General features: G+C 67.7%; 27 protein-coding genes. 14 read left to right on the top strand and 13 right to left on the bottom strand.

From position 1 onward, the window contains the following. Positions 1 to 191: 191 nt before the first annotated feature. Complete coding sequence (gene mprF, locus HFK18_RS10585; protein ID WP_180166259.1) at positions 192 to 2756, top strand: bifunctional lysylphosphatidylglycerol flippase/synthetase MprF; 2565 nt, start codon at positions 192 to 194, stop codon at positions 2754 to 2756. A gap of 126 nt (positions 2757 to 2882) precedes the next feature. Here mprF and HFK18_RS10580 read toward each other — a convergent pair whose 3' ends face one another. The 4 genes from HFK18_RS10580 to HFK18_RS10565 all read right to left on the bottom strand — a co-directional run bounded on the left by HFK18_RS10580 (position 2883) and on the right by HFK18_RS10565 (position 5753). Then, the gene (locus HFK18_RS10580; protein ID WP_306669830.1) at positions 2883 to 4211 is read right to left on the bottom strand and encodes an AcvB/VirJ family lysyl-phosphatidylglycerol hydrolase; all 1329 of its coding nucleotides are present in this window, start codon (positions 4209 to 4211) and stop codon (positions 2883 to 2885) included. A gap of 96 nt (positions 4212 to 4307) precedes the next feature. Further along, positions 4308 to 4925, bottom strand: a complete 618-nt coding sequence (locus tag HFK18_RS10575) for a DUF998 domain-containing protein (RefSeq protein WP_180166258.1) — start codon at positions 4923 to 4925, stop codon at positions 4308 to 4310. Next, a complete protein-coding gene (locus tag HFK18_RS10570) occupies positions 4922 to 5101 on the bottom strand; it encodes an oxidoreductase-like domain-containing protein (protein WP_343202961.1) in 180 nt (59 codons plus the stop codon). Before HFK18_RS10570 ends, HFK18_RS10575 begins: the two co-directional genes overlap by 4 nt. Before the next feature lie 49 nt (positions 5102 to 5150). Then, complete coding sequence (locus HFK18_RS10565; RefSeq protein WP_089236395.1) at positions 5151 to 5753, bottom strand: hypothetical protein; 603 nt, start codon at positions 5751 to 5753, stop codon at positions 5151 to 5153. A 228-nt stretch (positions 5754 to 5981) separates the two neighbouring features. On the opposite strand from HFK18_RS10565, the gene HFK18_RS10560 reads away from it, so the two are divergent. Next, positions 5982 to 7139, top strand: a complete 1158-nt coding sequence (locus HFK18_RS10560; RefSeq protein WP_180166256.1) for a tetratricopeptide repeat protein — start codon at positions 5982 to 5984, stop codon at positions 7137 to 7139. A 7-nt stretch (positions 7140 to 7146) separates the two neighbouring features. Here HFK18_RS10560 and HFK18_RS10555 read toward each other — a convergent pair whose 3' ends face one another. Further along, positions 7147 to 7482: a zinc ribbon domain-containing protein YjdM gene (locus HFK18_RS10555; RefSeq protein ID WP_099818962.1), complete on the bottom strand. Its 336-nt coding sequence runs from the start codon at positions 7480 to 7482 to the stop codon at positions 7147 to 7149. Positions 7483 to 7662: 180 nt separating this feature from the next. Here HFK18_RS10555 and HFK18_RS10550 point away from each other — a divergent pair, with 180 nt between their 5' ends. The 3 genes from HFK18_RS10550 (at position 7663) to HFK18_RS10540 (ending at position 9742) form a co-directional block, all read left to right on the top strand. Then, positions 7663 to 9024 carry an Hsp70 family protein gene (locus HFK18_RS10550; protein WP_099818961.1) on the top strand — a complete coding sequence of 454 codons (1362 nt, stop codon included), beginning with the start codon at positions 7663 to 7665 and terminating at the stop codon, positions 9022 to 9024. Between the two features lie 230 nt (positions 9025 to 9254). Further along, positions 9255 to 9548, top strand: coding sequence for a YkgJ family cysteine cluster protein (locus tag HFK18_RS10545; RefSeq protein ID WP_051501656.1), 294 nt, complete (start codon positions 9255 to 9257; stop codon positions 9546 to 9548). Positions 9549 to 9559: 11 nt separating this feature from the next. Continuing rightward, positions 9560 to 9742, top strand: a complete 183-nt coding sequence (locus HFK18_RS10540; RefSeq protein ID WP_025879072.1) for a hypothetical protein — start codon at positions 9560 to 9562, stop codon at positions 9740 to 9742. Between the two features lie 49 nt (positions 9743 to 9791). On the opposite strand, the gene HFK18_RS10535 is transcribed toward HFK18_RS10540, so the two are convergent. Genes HFK18_RS10535 through HFK18_RS10525 form a run of 3 tightly spaced genes read right to left on the bottom strand, consistent with a single transcriptional unit; the run spans position 9792 to position 11791 of the window. After that, positions 9792 to 10670 (bottom strand): DUF4097 family beta strand repeat-containing protein, encoded by an 879-nt coding sequence (locus HFK18_RS10535; protein WP_180166255.1) that lies wholly within the window; start codon positions 10668 to 10670, stop codon positions 9792 to 9794. A gap of 12 nt (positions 10671 to 10682) precedes the next feature. Beyond that, positions 10683 to 11216 (bottom strand): hypothetical protein, encoded by a 534-nt coding sequence (locus tag HFK18_RS10530; protein WP_180166254.1) that lies wholly within the window; start codon positions 11214 to 11216, stop codon positions 10683 to 10685. After that, positions 11213 to 11791, bottom strand: coding sequence for an RNA polymerase sigma factor (locus tag HFK18_RS10525; RefSeq protein WP_180166253.1), 579 nt, complete (start codon positions 11789 to 11791; stop codon positions 11213 to 11215). The genes HFK18_RS10530 and HFK18_RS10525 overlap by 4 nt, the downstream gene beginning before the upstream one ends. Before the next feature lie 126 nt (positions 11792 to 11917). Between HFK18_RS10525 and HFK18_RS10520 the strand changes: the two genes are divergently transcribed. Both HFK18_RS10520 and HFK18_RS10515 read left to right on the top strand, forming a co-directional pair. After that, positions 11918 to 12097 (top strand): hypothetical protein, encoded by a 180-nt coding sequence (locus HFK18_RS10520; protein WP_180166252.1) that lies wholly within the window; start codon positions 11918 to 11920, stop codon positions 12095 to 12097. Between the two features lie 35 nt (positions 12098 to 12132). Then, positions 12133 to 12726 carry a mechanosensitive ion channel family protein gene (locus HFK18_RS10515; protein WP_080353823.1) on the top strand — a complete coding sequence of 198 codons (594 nt, stop codon included), beginning with the start codon at positions 12133 to 12135 and terminating at the stop codon, positions 12724 to 12726. 519 nt (positions 12727 to 13245) lie between these two features. On the opposite strand, the gene HFK18_RS10510 is transcribed toward HFK18_RS10515, so the two are convergent. Further along, positions 13246 to 13512 carry a DksA/TraR family C4-type zinc finger protein gene (locus tag HFK18_RS10510; protein WP_025879161.1) on the bottom strand — a complete coding sequence of 89 codons (267 nt, stop codon included), beginning with the start codon at positions 13510 to 13512 and terminating at the stop codon, positions 13246 to 13248. A gap of 106 nt (positions 13513 to 13618) precedes the next feature. Next, on the bottom strand, positions 13619 to 14176 hold the full coding sequence (locus HFK18_RS10505) for a DUF2058 domain-containing protein (protein ID WP_180166251.1): 558 nt from the start codon (positions 14174 to 14176) through the stop codon (positions 13619 to 13621). A 61-nt stretch (positions 14177 to 14237) separates the two neighbouring features. On the opposite strand from HFK18_RS10505, the gene HFK18_RS10500 reads away from it, so the two are divergent. From HFK18_RS10500 to HFK18_RS10490, 3 genes are all read left to right on the top strand, one after another. Next, entirely contained in the window at positions 14238 to 14738 is a 501-nt protein-coding gene (locus HFK18_RS10500; RefSeq protein ID WP_059064772.1) for a M48 family metallopeptidase, read from the top strand. A gap of 46 nt (positions 14739 to 14784) precedes the next feature. Next, positions 14785 to 15483: an RNA pseudouridine synthase gene (locus HFK18_RS10495; RefSeq protein ID WP_025879164.1), complete on the top strand. Its 699-nt coding sequence runs from the start codon at positions 14785 to 14787 to the stop codon at positions 15481 to 15483. 114 nt (positions 15484 to 15597) lie between these two features. After that, positions 15598 to 17208: a phospholipase D family protein gene (locus HFK18_RS10490; protein ID WP_180166250.1), complete on the top strand. Its 1611-nt coding sequence runs from the start codon at positions 15598 to 15600 to the stop codon at positions 17206 to 17208. A gap of 3 nt (positions 17209 to 17211) precedes the next feature. Here the strand turns inward: HFK18_RS10490 and HFK18_RS10485 are convergent, their stop codons facing one another. Continuing rightward, complete coding sequence (locus tag HFK18_RS10485; RefSeq protein ID WP_180166249.1) at positions 17212 to 18291, bottom strand: HDOD domain-containing protein; 1080 nt, start codon at positions 18289 to 18291, stop codon at positions 17212 to 17214. 269 nt (positions 18292 to 18560) lie between these two features. Between HFK18_RS10485 and HFK18_RS10480 the strand changes: the two genes are divergently transcribed. Next, on the top strand, positions 18561 to 19658 hold the full coding sequence (locus HFK18_RS10480) for a Glu/Leu/Phe/Val dehydrogenase dimerization domain-containing protein (protein ID WP_100553191.1): 1098 nt from the start codon (positions 18561 to 18563) through the stop codon (positions 19656 to 19658). A gap of 81 nt (positions 19659 to 19739) precedes the next feature. Here HFK18_RS10480 and HFK18_RS10475 read toward each other — a convergent pair whose 3' ends face one another. Then, positions 19740 to 22577, bottom strand: coding sequence for an autotransporter serine protease (locus HFK18_RS10475; protein ID WP_180166248.1), 2838 nt, complete (start codon positions 22575 to 22577; stop codon positions 19740 to 19742). Between the two features lie 182 nt (positions 22578 to 22759). Between HFK18_RS10475 and HFK18_RS10470 the strand changes: the two genes are divergently transcribed. The 3 genes from HFK18_RS10470 to HFK18_RS10460 all read left to right on the top strand — a co-directional run bounded on the left by HFK18_RS10470 (position 22760) and on the right by HFK18_RS10460 (position 24961). Next, on the top strand, positions 22760 to 23935 hold the full coding sequence (locus tag HFK18_RS10470; RefSeq protein WP_100553193.1) for a thiolase family protein: 1176 nt from the start codon (positions 22760 to 22762) through the stop codon (positions 23933 to 23935). 124 nt (positions 23936 to 24059) lie between these two features. Continuing rightward, positions 24060 to 24401: a hypothetical protein gene (locus tag HFK18_RS10465; RefSeq protein WP_089236409.1), complete on the top strand. Its 342-nt coding sequence runs from the start codon at positions 24060 to 24062 to the stop codon at positions 24399 to 24401. A gap of 149 nt (positions 24402 to 24550) precedes the next feature. Continuing rightward, on the top strand, positions 24551 to 24961 hold the full coding sequence (locus tag HFK18_RS10460; RefSeq protein ID WP_089236410.1) for a hypothetical protein: 411 nt from the start codon (positions 24551 to 24553) through the stop codon (positions 24959 to 24961). Between the two features lie 307 nt (positions 24962 to 25268). On the opposite strand, the gene HFK18_RS10455 is transcribed toward HFK18_RS10460, so the two are convergent. Further along, entirely contained in the window at positions 25269 to 26906 is a 1638-nt protein-coding gene (locus tag HFK18_RS10455) for an acyl-CoA dehydrogenase family protein (RefSeq protein WP_180166247.1), read from the bottom strand. Positions 26907 to 26916: the final 10 nt, after the last annotated feature.

Below are 26916 nucleotides of genomic sequence, written 5' to 3'. Positions count from 1 at the left end.
GCGTGGCTCCTGCGGGTGGTCTGAACTGCATTCTCACCCAGCCGGCGTTGCAAGTGTGTGCCCGGTGCGGCCACTGAATACCGCCAACGACGGCACAGCCGCACCGCTGGTCAAACCGCGCTGGCAGGCGCACGATGCGCGACGCCCTGCGTTGACACCGCCCTCGCCCTTGCTGCCGCACCCTTGCGCCGATGACAGCCCCTACCGATTCCATCCCTGCCGCCTCTGCCCCGACCTGGAAGCGGGTCGTCACCATCGTCGTTCCATTGTTGATCCTGGCGCTGGCCCTGCACGGGCTGGCCGGTGAATTCGATGAGCACGGCTATCGCGCGATCCGCCAGGCCTTCCGTCAGCTCAGCGGTGCCCAGATCGCACTGACCGTGCTGCTCGGTCTGGCCAGCTACGCGTGCCTGATCGGCTTCGATGCAATCGGCCTGCGCCGCAGCGGCATCCGCGTGCACCCGGCGCGGATCGGCATCACCGCCTTCCTCGCCCATACACTGGGTCAGACCGTGGGCTTTGCCGCACTCACCGGTGGTGCCGTGCGCCTGCGTGGCTACCGCAGTGCCGGCCTGGATCTGGCGCAGATCGGCCAGGTGGTGCTGATGAGCACGCTGGGCTTCATCTTTGGTGCGTGGCTGCTGATCGGCGTGGCGCTGTGCATGGAGCCGGCCGCTGCCGCGCTTGCGCTGCCGCTGGATCCCGCTGCAGTGCGCGTGGTCGGCATCGTTGCACTGATCGCCTTTGCCGCCACCTTCATCCTGGTCGGTCGCGACGGTCGCCAGTTCCGCATCTTCGGCCATGGCCTGTGGCTGCCCGACCGACGCACCATGCTGGGTGTCACCGTGCTCAGCGTGGTCGAGCTGGTGCTGGCCAGTGCGGCGTTCTACGTGCTGCTGCCGGATTCCACGCCGACCGGCCTGCCCGGTTTCGTCGGCCTGTACCTGGTGGCCGTGCTGGCTGGCCTGGTCTCCACCGTACCGGCCGGCCTGGGCGTGTTCGAGTGGAGCCTGCTGAAGCTGCTGCCGCAGGTGGCGCCCGCGGCGGTGCTGGCGGCGGCATTGATCTACCGCGTCAGCTACTACGTGCTGCCGCTGCTGCTGGCCACCGTGCTGGCACTGGCACCCGCACTGCGGCAACCGCTGCAGGCCAGCGCAGGCGCAACCCGAGCTGGTTGGTACGCGCTGCGTCCGTGGTTGCCGCAGATCATCGCGCTGGCGGCCTTCAGTGTCGGCGCCGCGCTGGTCATCGACGGCACCCTGCCCACACCACGGCGGCACCTGATCAATGCCTCGCTGCCGATCCTGGAAACCTCGCACCTGATCGGCAGCCTGGGCGGCGTCGCCCTGCTGCTGATCGGCCAGGGCCTGGCCCGCCGCAGCCATGCGGCCTGGATGCTGGCGATGGCGATCTGCGTGATCGCGCCGCTGCCGATCTGGCTGCGCGGCGGCCAACCACTGATCGCCTTGTCGGCGCTGCTGGTGGCGATGGCGCTGTGGGCGGCGCGACGCGAGTTCTATCGCCAGGGCGCGCTGCTGGACGAAGCCTGGTCGTGGCCATGGCTGCGCAACCTCGGCCTGGTGCTGGTGGCGGTGACGTGGCTGCTGTTCTTCACTTACAGCCATGTCGAATACCAGAACGAGCTGTGGTGGCAGTTCGCGGTGTCCGGCAATGCACCGCGCGCGCTGCGTGCGCTGCTGCTGGTGGCGATGGCACTGGTGATGTTCGGGCTGGCGCGGTTGCTGCACAGCACGCGCAGCCCGCTGCCGCCTGCCGACGATGCAACCCTGCAGGCGCTGGCACCGGTGCTGGCCGGCGCTACCGACACCCAGGCCTGCCTGGTACTGACCGCCGACAAGGCGGTACTGCGCGATGCGGAACACAAGGGCTTTGTGATGATGCAGCGCTACGGCGGTTCCCTGATCGCGATGGGCGATCCGGTCGGGCCGCCCGAGGTGGCGCGTGCATTGATCTGGCGCTTCCGCGAGGAAGCCGACCGGCTCGGCCTGCGCCCGGTGTTCTACCAGGTGGGTGAAGCGTATTGGCAGACCTATCTCGATCTCGGGCTGGGCCTGGTCAAGCTGGGTGAAGAGGCCATGGTGCCGCTGCACGACTTCGGCCTGGAAGGCCGCGAGCGTGCCGACCTGCGGCAAGCCTGGAACCGCGGCAAGCGCGGCGGGCTGTCCTTCCGCGTTGCACCAGCGGAAGAAATCCCTGCCCTGCTGCCACGCCTGCATGCCATTTCCAACGCGTGGCTGGACGACAAGTCCGGCGACGAGAAGGGCTTCTCGCTGGGCAGCTACGACCCGGATTATCTGGTGCGTTTCCCGATCGCCCTGGTCGAAGCAGAGGGCCGGATCGTGGCCTTTGCCAACCTGTGGCAGGCACCAGCTGGCGCTGAGTTGTCAGTGGATCTGATGCGCCACGTCAGCGACGCACCGAAGGGCACGATGGATTTCCTGTTCATCGAGCTGTTCCTGTGGGGGCGTGCGCAGGGGTATGCACGGTTCTCGCTGGGCATGGCGCCGCTGTCCGGCCTGGCCCAGCACCGCCTGGCCGGTCGCTGGAACCGCCTGGCCGGCCTGCTCGCACGGCATGGCGAGCGCTTCTATGGCTTCAGCGGCCTGCGCCGGTTCAAGTCGAAGTTCGATCCGCAGTGGCGACCGCGCTACCTGGCCGCGCCCGGCGGCATGCACCTGCCGGCCGCGCTGCTGGATGCCACGCGGCTGATCTCGCTGGACCCGCGGCGGAATTGAGGTCACGATCCGCCGGGCATGGCCCGGCGCTACCTGCCGCCCGGTAGGTGTCGACCTTGGTCGACACGCTCCCTTCCGTGATGGTCCAAGCCGCAGCGCCGACCAAGGTCGGCGTCTACCAGCGGCTTACGCGCCGCCCTTGAGGATCACCTCGGCCAAGCGATCGTAGTCACCGCCGAAGTGATGGTCGCCCGGCAGCTTGACCTTGTGCACGCCGTCGTTGCCCGGCAGATCGGGGCACAGCGCGTCCTTGTCCTTGTCGCCGTATACGCACAGAGTTCTGTCCGCCGGCAGCTTGGCCACTTCCGGCGCGATCGGCAAACCGTCGCCGCCACCGCCCAGCCAGTTGCTGACATGGAATTCAAAGTCGGCGTTCTTGCCCACCGACAGCAGCACGATGCGCTCGAGACCGGCGCGGGTGCCCGCATCCAGCTGGTTGATGGTGGCCGGCAGCACATCAGCGCCCTGCGAGAATCCGATCAACATCACCTTGTCGCGCTGCCATTGCTGGCGGTAGTGACCGATGATCTTCTGCAGATCGACAGCAAATCCCTGCGGCGTGCGTTCGCTCCAGAAGTAACGCAGCGAATCGAGGCCAACCACCGCCACGCCATGTTCGGCCAGGGCACCCGCTACATCCTTGTCCAGGCCAGCCCAGCCACCATCGCCGGAAACGAACACCGCCAGTGTGTCACCGCTGCCCTGCGCCGGCACTTCCACTACCGGCAGACCCTTCAGGGCATCCGGCGGCGGTGCCAGCGCGACCCCGGCCTGCGCGCCGATCACCCGGGCCGCTGCCACCAGCCCCGGTGTCGCATCGCCGGCAACGGTGCGCTTGAATTCACGGGCCATCGCAACCTGCTGCACGAACGGGCCTGCACTGTTGGTTGAACACCCCGGCGCGCCGGCCGCGTTCAACCACGGGAAATTCAGTTCACTGGGCTGCAGGCGGTCGTGCTTCACGCCATCGCCGCAGACCATGCGCTCGTGCGTGTGGGCCGGGCAGAAACCCGAGGTCAACAGGCCGGCGAAGACCTGGGTGTCGGCCTGCGCTGCCAGCGCATAGGCCAGTTCGGCGCCTTCGCCGCTGCCACCGACCAACGGCAGGTGATACCCCGGTAGATGCAGGAATGCCTGCACCCAACGCGAGAAATTCTCGACATCGCCCGCCCCGAACGCGCAGCTGCTGTTGCCTTCGCGCTTGAGCACGCCGCGCAGGTGGGCCACATCCACCGATGCGACCAGCGCACCATCGGCACGCAGCGCTTCGATCGGGCTGCGGCCGGCATCAGCACCATCATGGAACCAGATCACCACCCGTTGTGGCGCCCCGGCCGGCACATGCACCGGTACCTGATCGAAGCGTCCGTGGCTGACCTGCTGCACTGCCGCCACCGCTGGCAACGCCGCCAACGCCAACACCAGCCCCATCGCCCTGCCCAGCCCTGCACGCATCGTTTCGCATCCCGTTGGAATGCGCACACGATACGCCGCCACTGCGTGCACGGCACGTACCGGTACAGGCGACCCGCAACGCAGCGGGTAGTCGATTCAGCGGATGCCGGTGGCACGCCCGCGGCGATACAGCGCCAGCGCCAGCCAGATCAACCAGCCGACGATCACCGCGATCACCAGTTTCTGCCCCATCCCACGCGGTGGTCCCCCGCGCCAGAGCACGTGCATCCACAGCAGCACGAAGGCCAGCCATGCCCAGCCCCACAGCAGCGCCGCATTGCCTTGCCAGCCAGGCTCGCGGCGCAGGTACCAGGCCTGCAGCAGCATGCCGACGCTGGCGCACAGGAAGGCGGTGTTGGCGGCCAGCCCGTGGATCAGCGGTGCCAGCAACGGTGTTGCCTCGGGCAGCCAGCTGTCACCGATGGCAACGGTGGCGAGGCCGCCGGCAGCCACGCAGAACAGCAACGGTGCCGCTGCGCTGCGCCGTGGCCCCACGCTGTACCGGTACAACGCAATACCGAGCACGGCGATGGCCAGTGCCAGCAGGCAATAGGCCGTGCGCAGCGCCAGGCCCCACGGCCCATGCAGGTACAGGCTCAGGGTAGCCTTCACCCAATCCAGATCCGCACGCGCGAACTGCGTCCACAACGTGGTCGCCACGAACAACAGCAGTGCCACCAGCGCCAGCATCGCGGCTGGACGGGCACGACTCATGGGTTGGCGTCCGGATGCCGTGCCTTCCACTCAGCCAGCACCTTGCGGTAACGCTGCAGCTCCTCGGTGTACAGGTCGAGCACGCACAGCGGGCAGCCACTGCCGCAGCATTCGTTGGGGCCGGGTTCTTCCGGCGGCAGCGGACGGGGATCGGCAGGGGTATCGGAGACGGTCACGGCTGGAAACAGCACCACGCGGTTGCAGGTGGATAGTGTAGCGGCGCGCTCAGGCGCCCAGTTGGCGGCGCAGGTTGGCCCGCGCGGCAGCATCAAGCCGCTGGTCGAAAAAGTCGCTGAGGAAGATCCGCGGCGCACGCAGCAGCCCCTGCAGGAAGCGCCGGCGCCCGGCGCGGTACAGGAAGCCCGGCACCACGCCCTTGTACTCTTCGGCCACGCCACGGTCGTAGGCGGAGAACACCGCTTCCGGCGCCGCCAGGATCGCCATGTCGCAATCCAGGAACAACGCGGCTTCGGCATCGACATCGGCCGGGCCCAGCGCGCCATGGCGGGCGGTAAGCAGGATCAACTGCTCGACCCGGCCGGCGTCCACCGATGCCAGCTCCGGTGAGTCCGCGATGGCCTGCAGGGCCAGCGCTGCCGACTTTGCCTCGTTGTCCTTGCGCCCGGCCTGGTAGACCGCATCGTGGTACAGCGCCGCCAGGTAGACCTCGGCCGGCTGCTGCCAGCCCGGCCCCTCGGCCACCGCCTGGCAATGCTGCAGGACCGCGCGCACGTGGCCGAAGTGGTGGTAGGCGCGCGGCGGCGTCGCATAGGCATCCTGCAGTGCCTGCCAGTGCGCGGGAGCGAGGGTCAGCGGGGCGAAGTCCATGCGTGGATGATCCCGCCCTTGGCAACGCCGGGCAAGCTGGCTGTTTTTTCACCATCATTTCACGCGCCACGCCAGGCAAGGCCCGGCAGCAGTTGTCCACAGGTTTGTCGCGCGCTGGTCCACACCGGCTGTGGATGATCGACGCGCTGATCGCCAGTGGATGCGGACCGCCACATGCAGGTCTACACTGGCTGCAGGCGGGAGCGCCCGCCGCTGCCGGAAACCGTCATGCGCCGTCTTGCCGCTCGATGCTTTCTCCTGTCACTGGCCGCGCTCGGCGCGCCAGCCCTGTCCGCGCAGGATGCTGCGGCTCCTGCGCCCGCCATCCCGACCATCTCCACCGTAAAGGTCACCGCCGCCAGCGTGCCGACGCCCGAACAGGTGTTCGCGATCCCGCCGGCGATGCGCGAGATGCTGCAGAAACAGGTGATCAGCCGTAGTTACTCGCGCGATCAGCGCCTGCAGGCGCTGGTGGAAATGATCTTCAGCCAGCACGGCCTGGACCTGCAGTACGACGCCGATGCGACCTACACCGTCAGCGAGATCTGGCAGCACCAGCGCGCCAACTGCCTCGCTTTCACCCTGCTGTTCGTCACCCTCGCCCGTGAGGCCGGCATCCAGGCGCGGGTGCAGGAAGTCGGCCAGGTGGTGTCGTGGTACCAGGACCAGGACCAGGGCGTGGTCTACAACGTCGGGCACGTCAACGCCGGCGTGGATGTCGGCGGCCGCTACGGCACCGTCGACCTGGACCGCAACGTGCTGTACGACCGCCATGGGCCGCAGCCCATCGGCCGTGAGCGGGCGCTGGCGCACTACTACAACAACCGTGGCGCGGAACATCTGGCCGACGGCGACCTGAGCGGCGCGCGTGCCTTCTTCGATGCCGCGCTGGCGCAGGACCCAAGCTTCGCCTCGACATGGAACAACATTGGCGTGCTCGACAACCGCCTGGGTGACGACCAGGGAGCTCGCACGGCGCTGGACACCGCCCTGCGCCTGGACGGCCGCCAGAGTGCCGCGCTGAACAACGCCAGTGCGCTCTATCGCAAGCTCGGCATGACCGCGCAGGCGCAGTCGATGCAGAAGAAACTGCAGTCGGTGCAGCGCGAGGATCCGTTCGCGCAGTACATGCAGGGCGCCCAGGCCGAACGCGCTGGCGACCTGGACAAGGCGATCACGTACTACCGGCGGGCGGTGCGCCTGTACGACACCGCGCACCAGTTCCACTTCGGCCTGGCGCGGGTGTATTTCCTGACCGGCCGGCTGCAGCGTGCAGACCGCGAACTGCTGCGGGCGCAGGAACTGGGCGGTTCAACCCAGCAGGCCCGCTACCAGGCCAAGCTGGACAGCCTGGCCCGCTGGCGGGCGCAGCAGGCCAAGCGCTGAGGCGCGATCAGGCCTTCTTGAGGAAGCAGGTCTTCAGCACCAGCCCCTTGATCTTGTCCGAGTTGCCTTCGATGTGTTCGGCATCGTCTTCGACCAGGCGGATGTTGCGGATCACGGTGCCCTGCTTGAGCGGGATCGAGGAACCCTTGACCTTCAGGTCCTTGATCACGGTGACGGTGTCGCCGGTCTGCAGGGTATTGCCGTTGCTGTCACGCACGACCAGGGTCGAGCCAGCACCTTCTTCGGCCGTCCACTCGAAGCCGCAGTCGGCGCAGATCCACAGCGCGCCGTCGGCATAGGTGTTTTCCAGGGTGCACTGTGGGCAGGCGGGAACAGAAGACATCGCAAGTACCTCAAAATGAATCAACAGCCGCCATTGTAACCGCCCGGCCTTTTCGTTCATTTTCCGGCGGCGTCCCGGCTGGGCCCCCGCCCGCCCCCGCACAAGGCAGGCACCGGAACTTGCAGCGCGCGGCAAACTCCAGCAGAGTGCGCGGCCCCTGATCGTCCCCGGACCTCCCCCATGCGCCTCGGCATCGACTTCGGTACCAGCAACTCCGCCGCCGCCATCGTGCGTGATGGGACGCTGCTGCCGATCCGCTTCGGCGAGGCCGAACAGTTCCGTACCAGCGTCTACTTCCCCGGCGTGGTGCCCGATCCGGACGATTTCCAGCTCGACGCCGGGCAGGAACACGAACTGCAGCAGCTGATCGACAGCGCCGCCCGTGCCGCCCGCGCCGCTGGCCAGGAACGCACGCCACAGGCCCTGCGCCGCGAGGCATTGCGCGCCCTGCGCCGGGAGTGGATGGAGGCGCGCGCTGGAAAGGAACGCAGTGCCAGCGACCTGCTGCAGAACGCGGTCTATGGCGACGACGCGCTGGAAGCGTATTTCGAGGAGCACGAAGGCAACCTCGTGCAGAGCCCGAAGTCCATGCTCGGCTACAACCTGCACCCGCGCGCGCGGCAGACCATCACCGGCATCGCCGCGCACATCCTCGAACACATCCGCTTGACTGCCAGTGCCCAGCTCGGCCAGCCGCTGCGCAGCGCCCTGCTCGGCCGCCCGGTGCAGTTCCGCAGTTCGATCGGTGAGGCCGGCAACGACCAGGCCCTGGACATCCTGCGCGAAGCGGCCAGCCAGGCCGGCTTCGACCAGATCGACTTCCTTGAAGAGCCCGCCGCCGCAGCCATGCATTACCACGCTGAAAGCAGCGATCGCCATCAGGCGGTGATCGTCGATATCGGCGGCGGCACCACCGACATCGCACACGCCGAAGTGGGCGGCAGCGAAGCGCCACGCATCCACCGTGCCTGGGGTATCGCCCGCGGCGGTACCGATATCGACCTGGCCCTGAGCCTGTCCGGTTACATGCCGCTGTTCGGCCGTGGCATCACCCGCGTACCCACCCACCACTACGTGGAAGCGGCCACCGTGCAGGACATGACCCGCCAGCGCGAGTTCCGCCAGCACAACTACGACAACGTGGATGCGCCGTGGGGCGCGCGCCTGCAGGCACTGCAGGACACCGGCAACACTGCCCGCCTGTACCGCGATGTCGAGCGCGCCAAGATCGCCCTCAGCGGCGCCAGCGAGCATCGCAGCACACTGGACTACATCGCCCGCGACCTGCACGTGGACAACAGCGCCGACGGTCTGGCCGCCGCCGCCCATGGTTACCTGACCCAGATCCGCGAACTGCTTGCGCAGGTCCGCAATGACATCGGCGGCGACCCGGACGCGGTGTTCCTGACCGGCGGCATGTCCCGCGCCGGCTACCTGCGGCAGGCCGCTGCCGAGGCCTTCCCGGGCGCCCGCATGGTCCACGGCGAGCCCTCGCTGGGAGTCGTCCAGGGCCTCGCGCTGGCGGCAGCCAGCCGGGATTAACAAAACGTTACGCGGTCTGCGCTACCCTTGGCCGGCTAGAAAACCGCTGCACCTTCCGCTGGCCTCGCCGGTGTGTGTACCCATGGTGCAGCCTGCCCCGCCCAGCGGGTCTGGCGACCATGCCCTCTGGCTCGATCATGGTCTGCGTACTACCCGAGCCGCCATCGAGACCCGCTTTGGGCACCCGCCAGGCCCCTGTGGCCGTACAACCTGACGCTGAACCAGCACCCATCGACTGCCGCCGTTGTGACGCGGTCTGTTGCCGGTTGCCGGTGCTGCTGCAGCCCGGCGACCACGTGCCCGGCCAGTTCCTGTCGCGCGACGCACACGGCCGTGCCGTGATGGCGCGCAACGAGGAAGGCTGGTGCGCGGCGATCGATCCGTATCACCTGCGCTGCACGATCTATTCGCAGCGCCCGGCGATCTGCCGCCAGTTCTCGATGGGCGGCGATGACTGCCGCCGCGAGCGGCAGGACTACCTGCGCCAGGCTGAGTCCTGCGCGCTTTCCTCCCCTTCCACCTGACAGGAGCAACCATGCCCCGCAAGGCAAAGACCCCCGCGAAGGCCAGCAACAGCATCCGCAGCGAACGCAAGGGCGCATCCGCCAGCACCGTGGTCAACAGCGACTCGATCGCCTCCGACCTGGCCGCGTTCCGCAAGAGCGGTGGCAAGATTGAAGTTCTCGGTACCACCTGGGCGCTGAAGAAAGCCAGCTGACCCCCCCCCGACCGCGGCGGCGCTGCCGCCGCGGCCTGCCGGGCCGCGCTCAGCGGTCCAGGCGTACCTGCACACTGCCCGAGTGCGACTGCACGCGGATATCGCCGTCGCCGCTGCCCAGGCGGGCATCCAGGCTGCTGCCCGGCCCATAGCGCGGCCGCTCGACCTTGCCGGCGTCACTGTTGATCGACCCGCTGAAGCTGTTCACCGACAGCTGCGCCGACACCGTGCGCGGCAGTCGCAGGCTGACCGATGCACTGACCGACTCCACGTTGATGCGTCCGCCCGGCGCCAGCCCGGCCGCCGACAGGTCGATGCTGCCCGACACGGTTTCCACCGCAAGCCGCTGCACGCGACCGGCGTCGACCTCGACCCGGCCGGACACCGTCTGCGCACCGATATCGCCCGACACGCCGCCGCCGGCTTCGATGCGGCCACTGACCGTGTTCACGTCCAGCTTCGGCGTCTGCAGTCGCGCATTGACACTGCCACTGACCGTATTGAGCTTGCTGTCGCCACTGCGACCCGATGCACTCAGGCTGCCACTGACCGTATCGGCCTGCAGGCGGCGCACGTCAATGCCGCTGATGTCCTGGCTGGCACTGACCGTGCTCAGCAGCAGTTCCACTGAGCGCGGCACGTTGAGGGTCAGGGTGGCGCCGCCACTGTTGCCGCGTCGCGGATACTCGATTTCCCAACGCACACGGTTGGCGCTCTTTTCCTGGCGCAGCTGCAGGCCGTCGCTGAGCGTGCCGGTAAGCTGCACGTCGTTGCGGTCCCAGCCGCGCACGCTCACCTTGCCGGCCACATTGCTCAATTCGATACGACCGCCCGCAGCCAGCGTGTGGCGTTCGTCGATGCGGGTGTCGGCCAGCGCCATGGTGGGCACCAGCAGCAGGGCCGCGCAGAAGGGAAAAAGGGTTCGCATCGGGGGGTCTCCTCAGGTCGTCAAGCCGGATTCGGCGGCATAGGCCGCCTGCCGGGTCAGTTCCAGCCGCAGCGCGTAAGTGCGCCTGAGCTGGCCAAGCAGGTGCGGTGCACGCGGGTCCTGCGCCATCGCGGCGCGGATCTGTGCCGCACTTTCATCCAGTTCGTGCAGGGCGGGCTGCCATTCCGGCGCCCGCCCATCAGGCAGCGAAGCCACGGCCTGCTGGTACTGCTCGGTCATCGCCGCGGCCTGCAGTTGCAGGGCGGACGGTGCCGGCGCGTCCAGCTGCGCATGCCGCCATGGCGCCACCGCGTAGAGCGCGAGGCTGGCCGCCAGCGCCGCGCCAACCGGCAACCACCAGCGTCGACGGCTGCGCAGTGGCAACGCCACTACGTTGTCCGTCGGCACCTGCGCGGCAACCGGCTCGCGGGGTGGCAACCGCGCCGACAGGCGTTCCCAGCCATCGGTGGGTACGCTGCGTTCGCTCGGCAGCGCGCGCAGCCGGGCCAGCAGGTCGTGGTCGGAATCGTGGTCGTGTGTACTCATGTCATGTCTCCCAGCCGCGCGCGCAGCAGGCCACGCGCGCGATGCAGCTGTGCTTTGGAACTACCGACCGCCATCTGCAGCTGGCCGGCGATTTCATGGTGTTTCCAGCCTTCGATATCGTGCAGCACCAGCACCGCACGTGCGCGCGGTGGCAGGGTCGCCAATGCGCGTTCCAGATCGCGTTCGGTGCCGGCGCAGCCGTCATGCACCGCCATCTCTGGTATCCCACCGTCAACGTCGTCCAGGCTGTCGTGGTCATGCCCGGCGGCGCGGCCGCGCAGTTCCATCAAAGCGGCGTTGACCCCCAACCGATGCAGCCAGGTCGACACGCTGCTCTCGAAACGAAAGCCGGGCAGTGCCTTCCATGCCTGCAGGAACGCCTCCTGCAGTGCATCCTCGGCACGTGCCTGCTGGCCGCCGCACAGCCGCCACAGGGTGGCAAACACCCGCGGCGAATGCCGCCGATACAGCAGTTCGTAGGCAGCGGTATCGCCGGCCGCCGCCGCACGCACCAAAGCGGTTTCGTCGACGACGTCGTTGGCGGCAGGCGGCGCGGGCATGGTGGTGTCGAGCATATCCGTTGGATGCGGCCTGCCGGAAAAAGGTTTAGATCTGCCGACGCGCTTTCTGCTTGCAACCTTTTCGCGGCTGGCTGCATCCATCACAGGTCCCCCGCAGGCCTGCCCGGCCAGGAGCCTCCCATGTCCAGTCCTTCCTGCGCCGCCCTGCTGGCGATCGTGGCCTGCATGCTGCTGCAGGCGTTCGGCGTTTCCCTGCACTGGCGTGCCGAGAGCGGCCGCGCCTGCCTGCAACAGCACAAACAGGATCTTGTCTGCCTTGCCTGGGTACAGGCGGTCGAAACGTCGACACGCGCCGGGTAACATCAAGACCCGTTTCCGTCACATGTTGTCGCCCCATGATGTTGTCGCTGAAGGACCACCTGCCCGCCTGGACCCACCCCTGGCTGCATGACATCGGGATCGCCCTGCAGATCCTGATCACCCTGCTCGCCGCCTGGCTGCTGCGGGTGCTGGCCCGGCGCCTGATCCGCCGCTTCGCCGATCACTACACGCTGCCACCGGAAATGGTGATGGGTGCGCGCCGAATCACCAGTTTCGTGGTCTATTTCAGCGCGGTGCTGTACATCCTAAGCCTGCTCGGCGCATCCCCCTCGGTGTTGTGGACGGCCTTCACCGGTTTCGCTGCGGTGGGCGCGGTGGCGTTCTTCGCGGCCTGGAGCGTGCTGTCCAACATCTTCTGTACGCTGCTGATCTTCACCACGCGGCCGTTCCGCCTGCATGACTACATCGAAGTGCTGGAAAACGGCGAAAAGCCCGGACTGAAGGGCCGGGTGATCGACGTCAACCTGATCTACACCACGTTGCAGGAAACCGGTGACGGCCACGAGGGCACGGTGCTGCAGCTGCCGAACAACCTGTTCTTCCAGCGCACGGTGCGCCGCTGGCGCGACCCGACGCAGGCGCCCGGCGGCATCCAGGGCGACGGCTGAGGTTAGGTTGGTCGGCAGGGCTGCGCCCTGCACCCGCAGAGGCGGTAGTGCCGGCCGCTGGCCGGCAACCTCAACAGCCAGAGCTGGGGTTCCGTGAGATGGCGGGGCACTGTGGGTTTGCGGGGACGCCGTGAACCCATCCATGGGGGCTTGGGCGCGGCATCCATGCCGCTCACACCCCGCAAACCCACAGTACCCCGCCTTCGACAGATCTCCGCGATCTGTAATCCACGCCATGCGTGGATGCTCTTCCATCAAATTCCAATATCGAAATATTCGATTTCCATCGATTCATCCACGCGCGACGTGAATCCAACAGAAATCTGGAAACTGTCAGAGGTGGGGCGGTGTCGGATTGCGGGGTGTCAGCCGCATGGATGCGGCTGCCAAGCCTACAAGGACGTACTTGCGGCGTCCCCGCAATCCGACACCGCCCCGCCTTCCCACGGAATGCCCGCTTTTGACGTTGAAGTTGACGTTGCCTCGGCGGGTGCAGGGCGCAGCCCTGCCGAACCCCCTTCACCGCAGCTGGCTGTCCTTGCTGCCGCGCCGGTTGTAGCCACTCTGCGCCTGTTCCTCTTCGTCGTGCGCCTGCTGGCAGTTCACGCACAGCCGAACCCCAGGCACCGCCTGACGCCGCGCCAATGGAATCGGCGCGTCGCATTCCTCACAGTGTTCCAGACCTGGGCCCTGGCGCAGCTGACGCCGCGCGCGGGCAATCGCATCGTCGACGGTGGCGTCGATCTGGTCCTGGACCGCGCCATCTCCGGCCCAACCGGTAGCCATGGCCATCCTCCGCAGGGGTGTCGCCTGATATGGGGACGATACACCCCGCCGCAATCGGTAGCGCCGGGCCATGCCCGGCGGGCGCTGCGGCCGGTTCAGCGCCGCCTTACCAGACCAGGTCGTCGGGAACCTGGAACTGCGCGTAGTAGGCGTCGTCCTCGGCGTTGCCGGTGGAAATCTCGGCGCTGGAGCCGGGCGTGCCATGGTCGACGATGATGGCTTCCGGGGCGCGTTCACGCACTTTTTCAGCCGCCGCGCGTGGCAGCACCGCGTAGCTGTCGCCATGGGCCACGATGACCAGCACGCCCACCGACAACGCCTTGCGCAGCTTGGTATCGATCAACAGGGTGCGGATCACCGCGCCATCGCTGAAGCGGTACTCGTCCTCGCCTTTGTGCGGCACGGCGTGGGCGCTGATGATCTGCTTGGCCTGCGCCTTGCGCTCCGCCTGCTTGGCCTGCGCGTTGCGTTCGGCGGCCAGCGCGCGGTCGCGCTCGACCTTCTCGGCTCGAGCGCGTTCAGCTTCACGCTGGACTTCCGCCGACGTCGACTCGGCCTTGCCCTGGCGGGCCTTGGCCTGTTCACGCGCGGCGGCGCTGGCCTGCGACTTCTTGGCCAGGCCGGCCTTGAGCAATTGTTCCTGCAGCGCGTTGGGCTTTGCCATGGTCGATACGTACCGCGTGTAATCTGGATGCCCCATTCTACCGACGCGCCGACGCCCCTGCATGGCTGTCCTGAAGTACCTCACCGGCTACCCCGAACCCCTGGTCGCCCAGGTCAGCGACCTGCTGGCCCAGGGCAAGCTCGGCCCCTGGCTGCAGCAGCGCTATCCGGACCCGCATGAGGTGCGCAGCGACCGCCAGCTGTACGACTACACCCAGGACATGAAGGATCGCTACCTGCGCAAGTCGGTGCCGCTCAACAAGGTCTGCTACGACAACACGCTGGAAGTCATCAAGCATGCCCTGGGCACCCACACCGCCATTTCCCGCGTGCACGGGGGCCGGCTCAAGGCCAGCCGCGAGATCCGCATCGCCACCGTGTTCCGGCAGGCGCCAGCCGCCTTCCTGCGCATGATCGTGGTGCACGAACTGGCGCATCTGAAGGAGGCCGACCACAACAAGGCCTTCTACCAGCTGTGCCAGCACATGGAGCCCGATTACCTGCAGCTGGAGTTCGATACCCGGCTGTACCTGACCGAGCTGGCCAACCGTGGCCAGCGCTGAAACGGCGTAGCGGCTACACTGCGCGCCCCCTGCCCGACCTTTCGCCATGGAACCGACCCGACTCGACAAACGCCTGTCCGCCCTGCTCGGCATCCCGCGTGGTGAAGCGCGGCGCTATATCGAGGGCGGCTGGGTCAGCGTCGATGGCGAGGTGGTGGAACAGCCGCAGCGCCCGGTGGACGAGAGCGCCAGCATCGTGGTGGCCGAGCAGGCCAGCGACAGCAAGGCCGAGCGCGCCAGCATGCTGCTGCACAAGCCGGCAGGCGTGCCGGCCGATGCCCTGTGCGCGCTGATCCGCACCGAAACCCGCAGCGAACTGGATGCCAGTGACATCCGTCCGCTGCAGCGGCACTTCCACGGCCTGCAGCTGGCATCCTCGCTGCCGGCCGACGACAACGGGCTGGTGGTGGTCAGCCAGGATCCGGCCGTGCTCGCGCACCTGCAGCGGAACCTGGGCCGCACCGAACAGGAATATCTGGTCGAAGTGGCTGAAGGCGGCCCGGAACGTGGCCCGTGGCTGATGGCCCGGCTGCAGCATGAAGCCGGCGGCCCCAAGGTCAGCTGGCAGAGCGAGCAGCGCCTGCGCTTTGCAGGCAAGGGGCTGACCGCGAAGGGACTGAGGACTGCGGTGACGGCCGCCGGCCTGCAGGTTGTGGCCGTACGCCGCCTGCGCATCGGCCGGGTGGCGCTGGGCCCGCTGGCCGTGGGCCAGTGGCGCTATCTGGGCAGCGACGAGCGGTTCTGAGTCACGGCGCTTCATCCACGCATGGCGTGGATCTGCTGATGGCGATTCATCCACGCATGGCGTGGATCTACTGATGGTGACTCATCCACGCATGGCGTGGATCTACCTCCAGGCGTGGCGTGGATCTACGCGCGGCGTGGAACTACCATCGGCGTCATGAGTCTGCGCAAACCCCTATGGCGGCGTCTGCTGCGCGTCGCCGCGATCATCATCGCCGCCCTGCTTCTGCTGGTCCTGTCCGGCCTGCTGCTGGCCGACCACCTGGCCCCGCAGGCGCGCGGTGAAGCGTCGCAGGTGCTGCCACTGCAGCCTGCGCAGACGCCCATTGATCGACAGATCATGCCGCTGCAGGCTGCCCATCCTGGGCAGTCTGGCGTGGCCTTCCTCAGCGATGGCATGGATGCGTTCGCCGCCCGCGCGATGATCACCGAACATGCAGGCCGCAGCCTGGACCTGCAGTACTACATCTGGCACGACGACCTGATCGGCCACCTGATGGCCAAGGCGCTGTACGACGCTGCCGAACGTGGCGTGCGCGTGCGCATCCTGCTCGATGACATGAACGCCAAGGACAAGGATGCGCTGATGATGGCGCTCGATGCGCATCCCAACATCGAGCTTCGCCTGTACAACCCGTTCCGCAACCGCAGCGGCATCGCCCGCACGCTGGAACTGGTGCAACGCGCCTTCAGCGTGAACCACCGCATGCACAACAAGAGTTGGATCGCCGATGGGCGCATCGCCATCGTCGGCGGCCGCAACATCGGTGAAGAATATTTCAGCGCGCGCAGCGATGTGAACTTCCAGGACCTGGACCTGGTGGTGGCCGGCCCGGCCGTGCAGCAGGCCAACCAGATCTTCGACGACTACTGGAACAGCGACGCGGCGATTCCGATCTCGGCGCTGGCGACCTACACCGATGCGCAGCTGCGCCAGCTGGTACGCCAGTCCGATCTGGACGCGCTGCATGCGCAGGCGCAACCGTACCTGCAGCGCGTGGCAGAGTCGCGCCAGCGCCAGCGCGCCAGCCCCGAGCCGCTGCACTGGAGCACGCAGGTACGGATCCTGTCCGATCCACCGATGAAGCATCATGGCGATGCGCATGACGACTGGCTGGTCACCGCGCTGGTCCGGCAGCTGCAGTCGACGCGCTACAAGGCACTGTTGATCTCACCGTACTTCGTGCCCGGCAGCGAAGGGCTGGACGGCCTTTCGGCGATGGCGGGGCGTGGCGCCCAGGTCGGCGTGGTGACCAACTCACTGGCGGCCAACGATGTGGCTGCCGTGCACGGTGGTTACATGGGCTACCGGGTGCCGCTGCTGAAGGCCGGCGTGCAGCTGTACGAACTGAAGGCGAGCGGCCAGACCGGTGACAGCAGCCTGTTCGGCAGCAGTGGCGCCAGCCTGCACACCAAGGCATTGCTGGTCGACGACCAGCGCGGGTTCGTCGGATCGTTCAACCTCGATCCGCGTTCGGCCTATCTCAACACCGAGATGGGCGTGCTGTTCGACGACCTGGTGCTGGGCGCGCAGCTGCGTGCGGAATACCTGCGCCTGGCCAGCCCGGAACACAGCTGGTGGCTGGCGCTGGGCGCTGATGATGAACTGCGCTGGCTGCAGCGCGAGCCGCCACCGCATTGGGTCGAAGCCGAGCCCGGCAGCAGCCTTGGCAAGCGTTGGACGGCGCGGGTGATCAGCTGGTTGCCGCTGGAATCGCAGCTGTAACGATCAGCTGGCGAGCCCTTCGCCATCGCCGTGCAGGCTCTCGTCCAGGGTTTCCACATTGCGCCCGTGCAGGCGCCGCCAGATCCAGCGCAGCGCGTGCGGCGGCGCTGCCGGCAGCTGTTCCAGCAAAGCCAGCATGCGGCCCTGGCTGGCATGCCCGTGCCGGCACAGCAGGCTGGCCGCCGCAGCGGCGCTGGCCAGTCGCAGGCTGTCGGCCAGCGGACCGTCAGCGTCAGGCGCCAGGGCCTGATGCACCGGTTCGGGCAGTTCCCAGGCGGCAGCCACCCGCTGTGCCAGCGGTAGTGACCACTGCTGCAGCAACTGCAAGGCCAGCGCCGGCTCCACCTCTTCGCCGCGTGCCTGCGCTTCCTGCAGCAGTTGCCGCATGACCAGCGCTGCGCCCAGGCCCTGCACCAGGCCCAGCCATTGCGCAGCGAAGGCATCGCCGAAGGTGACCGTGCGCGCGTGGTCGGCGGCCGCGCGCGAAGCCAGCAGCGCGTGCTCCCAGATGATCGAACTGAACTGCGGGAACACCTCGCACTGCACCTGCATCACCGGCTGCACCAGCACTGCGCTGATGATCTGCCGCACGCCTTCGGTGCCGACCAGGGTCACCGCCCGCTGCAGGCTTTCCACGGGCCGCTCGTGCACCTTGTAGGCCGGGCTGTTGGCGATCCGCAGCAGGTTGCCGGTCAGCACCGGATCCTGGCCGATGATCGCGGCCATCACCCGCGCCGATGCAACGTCGTCATTGACCGTCTGGATCAGCTGCGGCAGCAGTTGCGGACGCCGCGGCAGCTGCCGGGTAGCCCAGTCACGGTCCTGCAGCGCGCGGTCCACCGCCTCGGCCAGACCCGACGCGCTGACCGCGGTCGGTTCGCCGGCCAAGCGCGGATACAGGGCCAGTGCATGCAGCCCGCGCTGCAGGTGAGCGGCGACCTCGGCCGCCGGCAAGGCGTCACCCTGCAGGCTGGCCGCCGCCGCGGCCACGGCCTGGCGGGGGGCTGCGGCCAGCCGTGCCGGGGCCTGCCCGGTCAGCTGCGACAGCCAACGCAGCACAGATCGCCACCACGCTGCGGTCATCGCCGCCCATCCTGTCGTTTTCCTGCTGCTGCCACTGCCTGCGCCTTCATCACATCCGGCCACCTGCCGTCGTCGCAGCATCGGCCGCACTTTCATCTTCTTTAACCCGGGCGCTTCCTGCGTCGACGGCATATCCCGGGCGAATGGACTAGAATGGCGCCGCGCGACCCGTCCCCCTGTACCGACGACGTCGCTTTTTTTGTTTTCGGACCCTACCGTTCATTGGCAGTTCGCCGCAGTTCACCGCAGATCGCGCCATCGGAGACCCCATGCTATTCGAAACCCTCGCAACCACCGGCCACGAACAGGTGGTGTTCTGCCACAACCAGGATGCCGGCCTGCGGGCGATCATCGCCATCCACAACACCACCCTGGGCCCCGCCCTGGGCGGGGTGCGCATGCGCCCTTACGCCAGCACTGACGATGCGCTGGCCGATGTGCTGCGGCTGAGCCGCACGATGACCTACAAGAATGCGCTGGCCGGTCTCAATGTCGGTGGCGGCAAGGCGGTGATCATCGGCGACCCCAAGGTCGACAAGACCGAAGTGCTGTTCCGCGCCTTCGGCCGCTACGTCGATTCGCTGGGCGGTCGCTACATCACCGCCGAGGATGTCGGTACCGACGTCAACGACATGGAGAACATCTACCTGGAGAGCCAGTTCGTCACCGGCGTGCACCAGGTCCATGGCGGCTCGGGTGATCCCGCTCCGTTCACCGCCTATGGCGCGCTGCAGGCGCTGATGGCCTCGATGCGCTTCAAGTTCGGCCATGAGGAAGTGGGCAAGACCAGCATCGCGGTGCAGGGCCTGGGCCATATCGGCATGGAACTGGTGAAGCTGCTGCGCGACCGTGGCGCCAAGCTGTATGTCACCGATCTGGACAGCGCGCTGGTGGATCGTGCGGTCAACGACTTCGGCGCCGAGGCCGTCAAGCCGGACGAGATCCACGAAGTGAACGCCGATGTGTTCGCGCCGTGCGCGCTGGAAGGCGCGATCAACGCCGACACCCTGCCGCGGATCAAGGCGAAGATCATCTGTGGCACTGCCAACAACCAGCTGTCCAGCCTGGAGATCGGCGACGAACTGCATGCGCGCGGCATCCTGTATGCGCCTGACTACGCGGTCAACGCCGGTGGCGTGATGAACGTGTCGCTGGAAATCGACGGTTACAACCGCGAGCGCGCGATGCGGCTGATCCGCAGCATCTACCACAACCTGACGCGCATCTTCGAACTGTCGCAGCGCGAGAACATCGCCCCGCAGCGTGCCGCCGACCGGATCGCCGAAGCGCGCATCCTGTCGATCGGCAAGCTGAAGATGCCGCTGGGCCGCAGCACGCCGCGCCTGGGCAATCTGCGCGGCGGCTGATCGCCGCCTCGCGAACCGTGCGCGTGCCGACCCATGGTCGGCAGCGCCGGATGAACGCGCCGGGCAAGCCCGGCGCTACGATCAGAAGCCCGTGCTGTAGCGCAGCGCCGCCTGACGTGCATCGTTGCCACCCACGCGCTGGTCGATACCCAGGCTCAGGCGGCCATTGCGGCCCCACCACGATTCCAGCGCCAGGCCGAACAAGGCACTGCCCCGCGGTGCGTCGACACCGGCCAACGGCGCCCAGGCATCAACGCCGACGAAGCTTGCCTGCCAGGCCTGCTCACTGCCATCCAGCCGTTGTTGCCATTCGGCATGGCCGCGCAGGGTCCAACGACCCCACTGCCGCTCGCCGCGCAGGCCCGCCAGCATCTGGCTGCGCTGTGCACGTGACGCCTCCCCGCGCAGGCCGAAGCCGAAGCCACCCTGCTCGCTGAAGCCATCGGTATCCAGGCGCGTGCTGCTGGCCCCCAGGTACGGGGTCAACGACGCACCGATGCGCCCGAAACGATAGCCGCCTTCGACGCTGGCACTGCTGAAACGCCCGCCGTAGCGCGCGGACACACCGTAGGCACCGGCACCCAGCAGCAACTGGCGGTCCAGCTCACGGGTGAACTGGCCGGTGCCGAACTGGGCCAGCGCATAGCCACGCCCCAGGTTCCAGCCGGCATACAACTGCGCCTGCGTCTGGCGGTCGCGGCCACGATCACCACTGAAGTTGCTGCCGCCGTTGCTGCGGGTTTCGCCGAAAGCCATGCCCAGCAGACCATTGCTGCCCAATGCCACGTCCTGGCCTGCCATCCAGCCCTGGCTGTCGGCGGCGTTGCCGGCAAAGCTGCCCTGCCCGGCTTCGCCCAGCGCGCTCTGCCAGGCGCCACGCAGCTTCGGCGCCGCCTGCACGCGGTCGAAGCGCTCGGCAACCGCACGGCGCGACATGTCCACGCTGTCGAAGGTCGAGGCTTCGGCACGCGCATGCGCCTGTCCGGACAGGCTCTCCAGGCTCGCCGACAGGCCATCGGTGCCGCCCGCCGTACGCTGCAGCGCGCCGGCGGCCGCACCGAACGCCGAACCCTGCAGATTCGCGTTGCGGTCCAGCGCGGTGAATGCCGACTCCACCCGCAGTGCCGATGCCTGTGCATTGGCGCCCAGGCCGGACGCAGCGGCGGAAACATTGACCTGGGTCAGGTCCATCCACGCGTCGTTGCTGCCATAGCCGTACTGTGCCTGCAGCAGGGTCAGGCCGTTGGCGCCGGTGTTGGACACCGGTGTGGTGAACGTACCGTTGATACCGCCGTTGGCGTGGATCAGCGCTTGGCGGCTGCCGACCTGCGGCACGTAACCGGAAACGATGCCATCGACCACCACGCCGCCGGCCAACCGTGCGGTACCGGTCACCTGCAGCGCGTTCACGCCCAGCGCGACGATCAGCCGCGCATCCGGACGCTGGCTGTAATTACCTTCGATGGTCGCGGTGGTGTTGGCGTTGATCAGCACCACGCTGGCGCCGTTGTCGACGTTGCCGATCACCCGCGGCGTGCCCGGCATGAACTGCAGACCGGCCATCGAGACACCGCCGGCACCAGAGATGCTGACGTTGGAACGGATCACCGCGCCGCCCCGCAGGGCCAGGCTGCCGCGCTCGATGCGGGTATCGCCGCTGTAGCTGTTGTTGCCGCTCAGCTCCAGCCGGCCATCGCCGCGCTTGACCAGGCCGCCAGCGCCAGCAATGTCGTTGCTCCAGATCGAGCCCGAGGATGGCGCGTCGACATTGACCGTGACATCGCCCCAGTCGAAGCGGCCGGGACCGTTCACCGCCTTGCCGACGTTGAGCAGGCCGTAGCCGTAGATCGGATCGACGCCCGCCGCACCGATGTCGGTGGCCGTGCCGAGCAGGGTCTGCCGCACCAGGTCGTTGTCGAAGTACGGGTAGCGCTGCCAGACCAGCGCCGCAGCGCCGGAGATCAGCGGCGCGGCGAAGGATGTGCCGTAGTTCCACAGATACTTGCCGGTACCCGGTTCGGGGAACACCGCGCTGCCGGGAGCGGTCAGGCAGTAACGCGCGGCGTCGCCACAGGCATTGGCCCAGGGGGCACGCTCACCCGGCTTGTTCGGATCGATCGCGGTGGCCACCAGCCAGCCTTTTTCCAGATCGGCTGCGGGCAGCGATCCGCCGAGGCCACGCTGGCTGGGCAACGCGGCCACGCTGCTGGGCTGGTCGCGCCCCTCGTTGCCTGCGGCGAACACCACCAGGCCACCGTGGTTGATGATGAAGGGGCGGTATTCGGCCGCGACCTGCGCGGTGGTGCCGAGGTCGGTCCAGTACAGGCCGCCCCAGGAATTGTTCATCACCTTCACGCCGTAGCCGATCAGGTCCTGGTGGACCCCGGCCACGCCCAGCGTGCCGCTGAAGGAGTTGCCCTTGCCGCTGCCGTCATCCTGGGGCGTGGTGTCGGAAATGATCCGCGCCGAGACGATCTCCGCACCCGGTGCGATGCCTCCGGGCCAGACCCCCACCGATGCACCGGCAGCCAGGCTGGCGACGGCCGTGCCATGGCCAAGCACGTCATCGACGTTGAGATTGTTGCGGCTCGGGTCGATGTAGTTGAGGTTGGCCACTACCCGTCCGTTCAGTGCCTCGGCGTTGCGCAGCACGCCCGAATCGACAATGCCGATGCGCACGCCGCGGCCGGTCACGCCAGTGGCCTGTGCGGCACGCGCGTTGGTCTGTGCCAGATGCGCATCCACCGCCGGCTCCAGCGGCTTGGACGCGGGAGGCGGGGTGACCGGGGGCGTGACCGGTGGCGTAACCGGTGGCGGGTCGATGCGCACGTTGCTGCCGCCCCCTCCACCGCCACACGCCGACAGCGCCACCGCCAGCGCCGATGCCAGGACCGACCTTCCCATCGTCTTACGTTCCATCGTTTCCTTCCCATGAACGTTGGCCTGCCGCCATCCGGGCAGGCATCCAGGACTGCCCAGCGGCAGTCTTCGCCGACCCTCTATACTGAGCCGACCCCCCACGCAGTCTGCCGGGAAACGGCGCCGCTTCCAACGCCCGTCGTCTCCTTTCCGAACATTGCTCACGCATCAACGAGATTGCCATGTCCAACATCGTCATCGCCGCCGCCAAGCGCACCGCCATCGGCTCCTTCCTCGGCCAGTTCAACGGCGTTCCGACCCCGACCCTCGGCGCGGCCGCCATCGCCGCCGCGCTGGAACAGTCGGGCGTTCCTGCCAGCGACGTCTCCGAAGTCCTGATGGGCTGCGTGCTGCCGGCCAATCTCGGCCAGGCCCCTGCCCGCCAGGCAGCGATCGCCGCCGGCATCCCGCTGTCGGTCGGCGCGACCACCCTCAACAAGGTCTGTGGTTCGGGCATGAAGGCCATCATGCTCGGCCATGACCTGATCAAGGCCGGTTCGGCCAAGGTCGTGGTCGCCGGCGGCATGGAATCGATGTCCAACGCCCCGCACCTGCTGCCCAATTCGCGCACCGGCAACCGTTTCGGCAACTTCCAGGCTGTGGACCACATGGCCCACGACGGCCTGGTCAACGCCTATGACGGCAAGGCCATGGGCGAGTTCGCCGAATGCGCCGTGGACAAGTACCAGTTCACCCGCGAAGAGCAGGACGCTTACTCCATCGAATCGGTCAAGCGCGCACAGGCAGCCCAGGCCAACGGCGCGTTCGCCGACGAAATCGTTGCGGTGAAGGTCGCCACCCGCAAGGGTGAAGTCGAGGTCGCCAGCGACGAACAGCCCGGCCGTTCGGACATCGCCAAGATCCCGACCCTGCGCCCGGCCTTCAAGAAGGACGGCAGCGTGACCGCCGCCAGTTCCTCCAGCATTTCCGATGGCGCCGCCGCCGTGGTCCTGCTGACCGAAGAAGATGCTGCCGCACGGGGCCTGCAGCCGCTGGCGCGCATCGTCGGCCATGCCACCCATTCGCAGGAACCGGAGTGGTTCACCACCGCCCCGATCGGCGCCATCCACACCCTGCTGGAGAAGACCGGCTGGTCGCTGGACCAGATCGATCTGTTCGAAATCAACGAGGCCTTTGCCGTGGTGGCGATGGCACCGATGCGCGAACTGGGCATCCCGCACGACAAGCTCAACGTGAATGGCGGTGCCTGCGCGCTGGGCCATCCCATCGGTGCCTCCGGCGCACGCCTGGTGGTCACCCTGGTCAACGCATTGCGCACGCGCGGCGGCAAGCGCGGCATTGCCACCCTGTGCATCGGCGGCGGCGAAGCGACGGCTATCGCCATCGAGTTGATCTGAAAGGGTTTAACGTCTATTTCGCAAAAATGAATGCGGGATCGCTTGACACCCAATCTTGGCTTGTCATCATGTTGTCGGCGCGCAGCATGCGCGTTGCCTAATTCTAACGACGAGGATTTACACAATGAGCATCAACAAGCTGCTGGTCGCGATGTCCCTGGCTCTGGCCCTGGCCGCCTGCTCGAAGCAGGAAGCTGCCCAGGACGCCGCTGCTTCGGCCAACCAGGCCGCCACCGAAGCCCAGGCTGCTGCCGACCAGGCCGCCGCTGCTGGCGCCCAGACCGCCGACGCTGCCCAGCAGGCCGCTGACACCGCCGCCACCGCTGCTGACGCTTCGGTTGACGCCGCTGCCCAGGCTGCTGGCGCTGCCACCGACGCTGCTGCCGGCGCTGCTGCCGACGCTGCCAAGGCTGCTGAAGGCACCGCCGAGAAGGCCAAGGACGCTGCTGAAGAAGCCAAGAAGTAATAACTTCTTTCTTCAAGCTGTTCTGAAGAAGCCGCTGGTTCGCCAGCGGCTTTTTCTTTGCGCGCAGTTCCGTGTGCAGGTCACCACCACGTCTTCACAACGGTATGAATAGGCTGGCGTCCCCATCCATTGCAGTACCGGAGACCGCCATGAAGATTCGCCCGCTGACCACCACCCTGCTGGCCGCCTCCCTGCTGCTTGCACTGGCTGCCTGCAAGGGCCCGGAAGCCGAACAGGCCAAGCAGGATGCCGCGCAGGCCGCCGACAGCGCCGGTGCCGCCGCACGCGATGCCGTCGACAAGGCCGCCGCAGCCACCCGTGACGCCGCCGACAAGACCGCCGCCGCCTCCGAGCAGGCTGCCGCCGACACCCAGCAGGCGCTGGACAGCGCTGCCGCCGCCACCGCCAACGCGGCCGACAAGGCCAAGGTCGCAGCGACCGATGCCGCCGCGCACGCCAGCGACGCCACTGCCGATGCCGCGCAGAAGGTCGCCGACAAGGCTCGCGATGTGGCCGACGACGCCAAGGCCACCGCCGCCAAGGAAGAAGCCAAGCACTAAGGCCTTCGCGTTCGCCGGGCATGGCCCGGCGCTACCGGAAAAGCCGAGCACGGGCTCAGCTCTACAGGAAAAGCCGCGGCATCGCCGCGGCTTTTCTGCTTTTCGCTTCTTCTGTTGATTCCGTGCTGAGCGCCCACGGAAACCGTCCAAGGCCGCGCGGGTGGGCTGCGCAGGGGCGTGAGCCGCATGGATGCGGCGACCGAGCTTACAGGGACGTACTTGCAGCGCCCCCTGCGCAGCGCACCCGCGCGGCGCTGCTCACACTCCAGCAGCGCCCACCACGAGGGGCTCCGTCGTTGGCCGTCACCTACGGCAGCGCGCGCGCCAGCATCCCCGCCACATCCACCCCGGCCGGCAGCGTGCCGAATGCCAACCCATGTTCGCCCTGCAGCCGGCTGCGGATGAATGCATCGGCCATCGGACTGCGTGCACGCAGCAACAACGCCGCCTGCAGCAGCAAGGCCGTGCGTTCGCAGAACACCCGCGCCTGTGCCTCCTCCGGTGCCGCCGCATCGCGCCACTGCTGCAGCACCGCCGCATAGCGCGCATCACGGTCGGATACCGCCTCCAGTTCACCGCGCAGTGCCGCCAGCACCTCCGGTTCGCGCGCCAGCGCGCGCAGCACATCCAGGCACTGGATGTTGCCGCTGCCCTCCCAGATCGAATTCAACGGCGCCTGCCGGTACAGCCGCGGCAACATCGATTCCTCCACGTAGCCGGCACCGCCCAGGCACTCCTGTGCTTCGTTGACGAACGCAGGCGCACGCTTGCATATCCAGTACTTGCCCAATGCCGTACCCAGCCGCGCAAGTGCGGCCTCGGCCGGATCGCTACCGGCGTGATCGGCCGCGCGCGCGATACGCATCGCCAGCACCGTGGCGGCTTCCGACTCCAGCGCCAGATCGGCCAGCACGTTGGCCATCAGCGGATGGTCCATCAGTGGCTTTCCAAAGGTGCGTCGATGCCGCGCGTGATGCAGCGCCTGTGCCAGCGCCATGCGCATTTCCGCCGCAGCGCCCAGCATGCAGTCCAGCCGGGTCATCATCACCATGCCGATGATGGTGGCCACGCCACGCCCTTCCTCGCCCACCCGCCAAGCCTGCGCACCGCAGAACTCCACTTCACTGGAGGCGTTGGCCCAGTCGCCCAGCTTGTCCTTCAAGCGCATCAGGCGAAACGCATTGCGATCGCCGTCGGCCAGCCGCCGTGGCATCAACAGGCAGGTCAATCCGGCCGGCGCCTGCGCCAGTACCAGGAAGCCATCGCACATCGGTGCGGAGAAGAACCACTTGTGCCCGATCAACCGATAGCGCTCGCCATCGATGGGTTCGGCGCGGGTAGTGTTGGCGCGCACGTCCGAGCCGCCCTGCTTCTCGGTCATGCCCATGCCCAGGGTGATGCCGGCCTTGTCGGCCACCGGCACATCACGCGGGTCGTATACCGGTGCGGCGGCCTTGCGCGACCACTCGGCCAGATGCGGCTGCCCGCGCAGCACGGCTACCGCTGCATGGGTCATGGTCAACGGGCAGCTGGTGCCGGCCTCGGCCTGGTGGTGCAGGTAGCTCAGTGCAGCGCGCGCGACATGGGCGCCGGGCTGCGGCTCATGCCAGGACAACCCGGCAACGCCATGCTCCTTCGCCGTCTGCATCAGCTGGTGGTACGCCGGATGGAATTCCACGGTATCGATGCGATGGCCCTGCGCATCGTGCGTGCGAAGGCGTGGGCGGTCGCGGTTGGCGTCGAAGCCGATGCGGTACAGCTCGTCCCCGGCCAGCCCTCCATACACCGCCAGGCGTGGCGCGAACGCTGCCGCACCCTCGCGCTGCACGGCCTCCATCAGTGCGATGTCGTCGGTCCACAACTGGCGACCGGCGAACGGTGGCGGCTGGTTGAGCACCACGTGGGTTTCGTAGGGAGCGCTGCTGTTGAAGCTCGGTCCACTCATCGGTTCCTTC

Source organism: Stenotrophomonas sp. SbOxS2 (genome assembly GCF_013416715.1).
GTDB classification, from domain to species: domain Bacteria; phylum Pseudomonadota; class Gammaproteobacteria; order Xanthomonadales; family Xanthomonadaceae; genus Stenotrophomonas; species Stenotrophomonas lactitubi.
The sequence above is the reverse complement of the archived record's forward strand: the minus strand, read 5'-3'. Positions and strand labels throughout refer to the sequence as shown.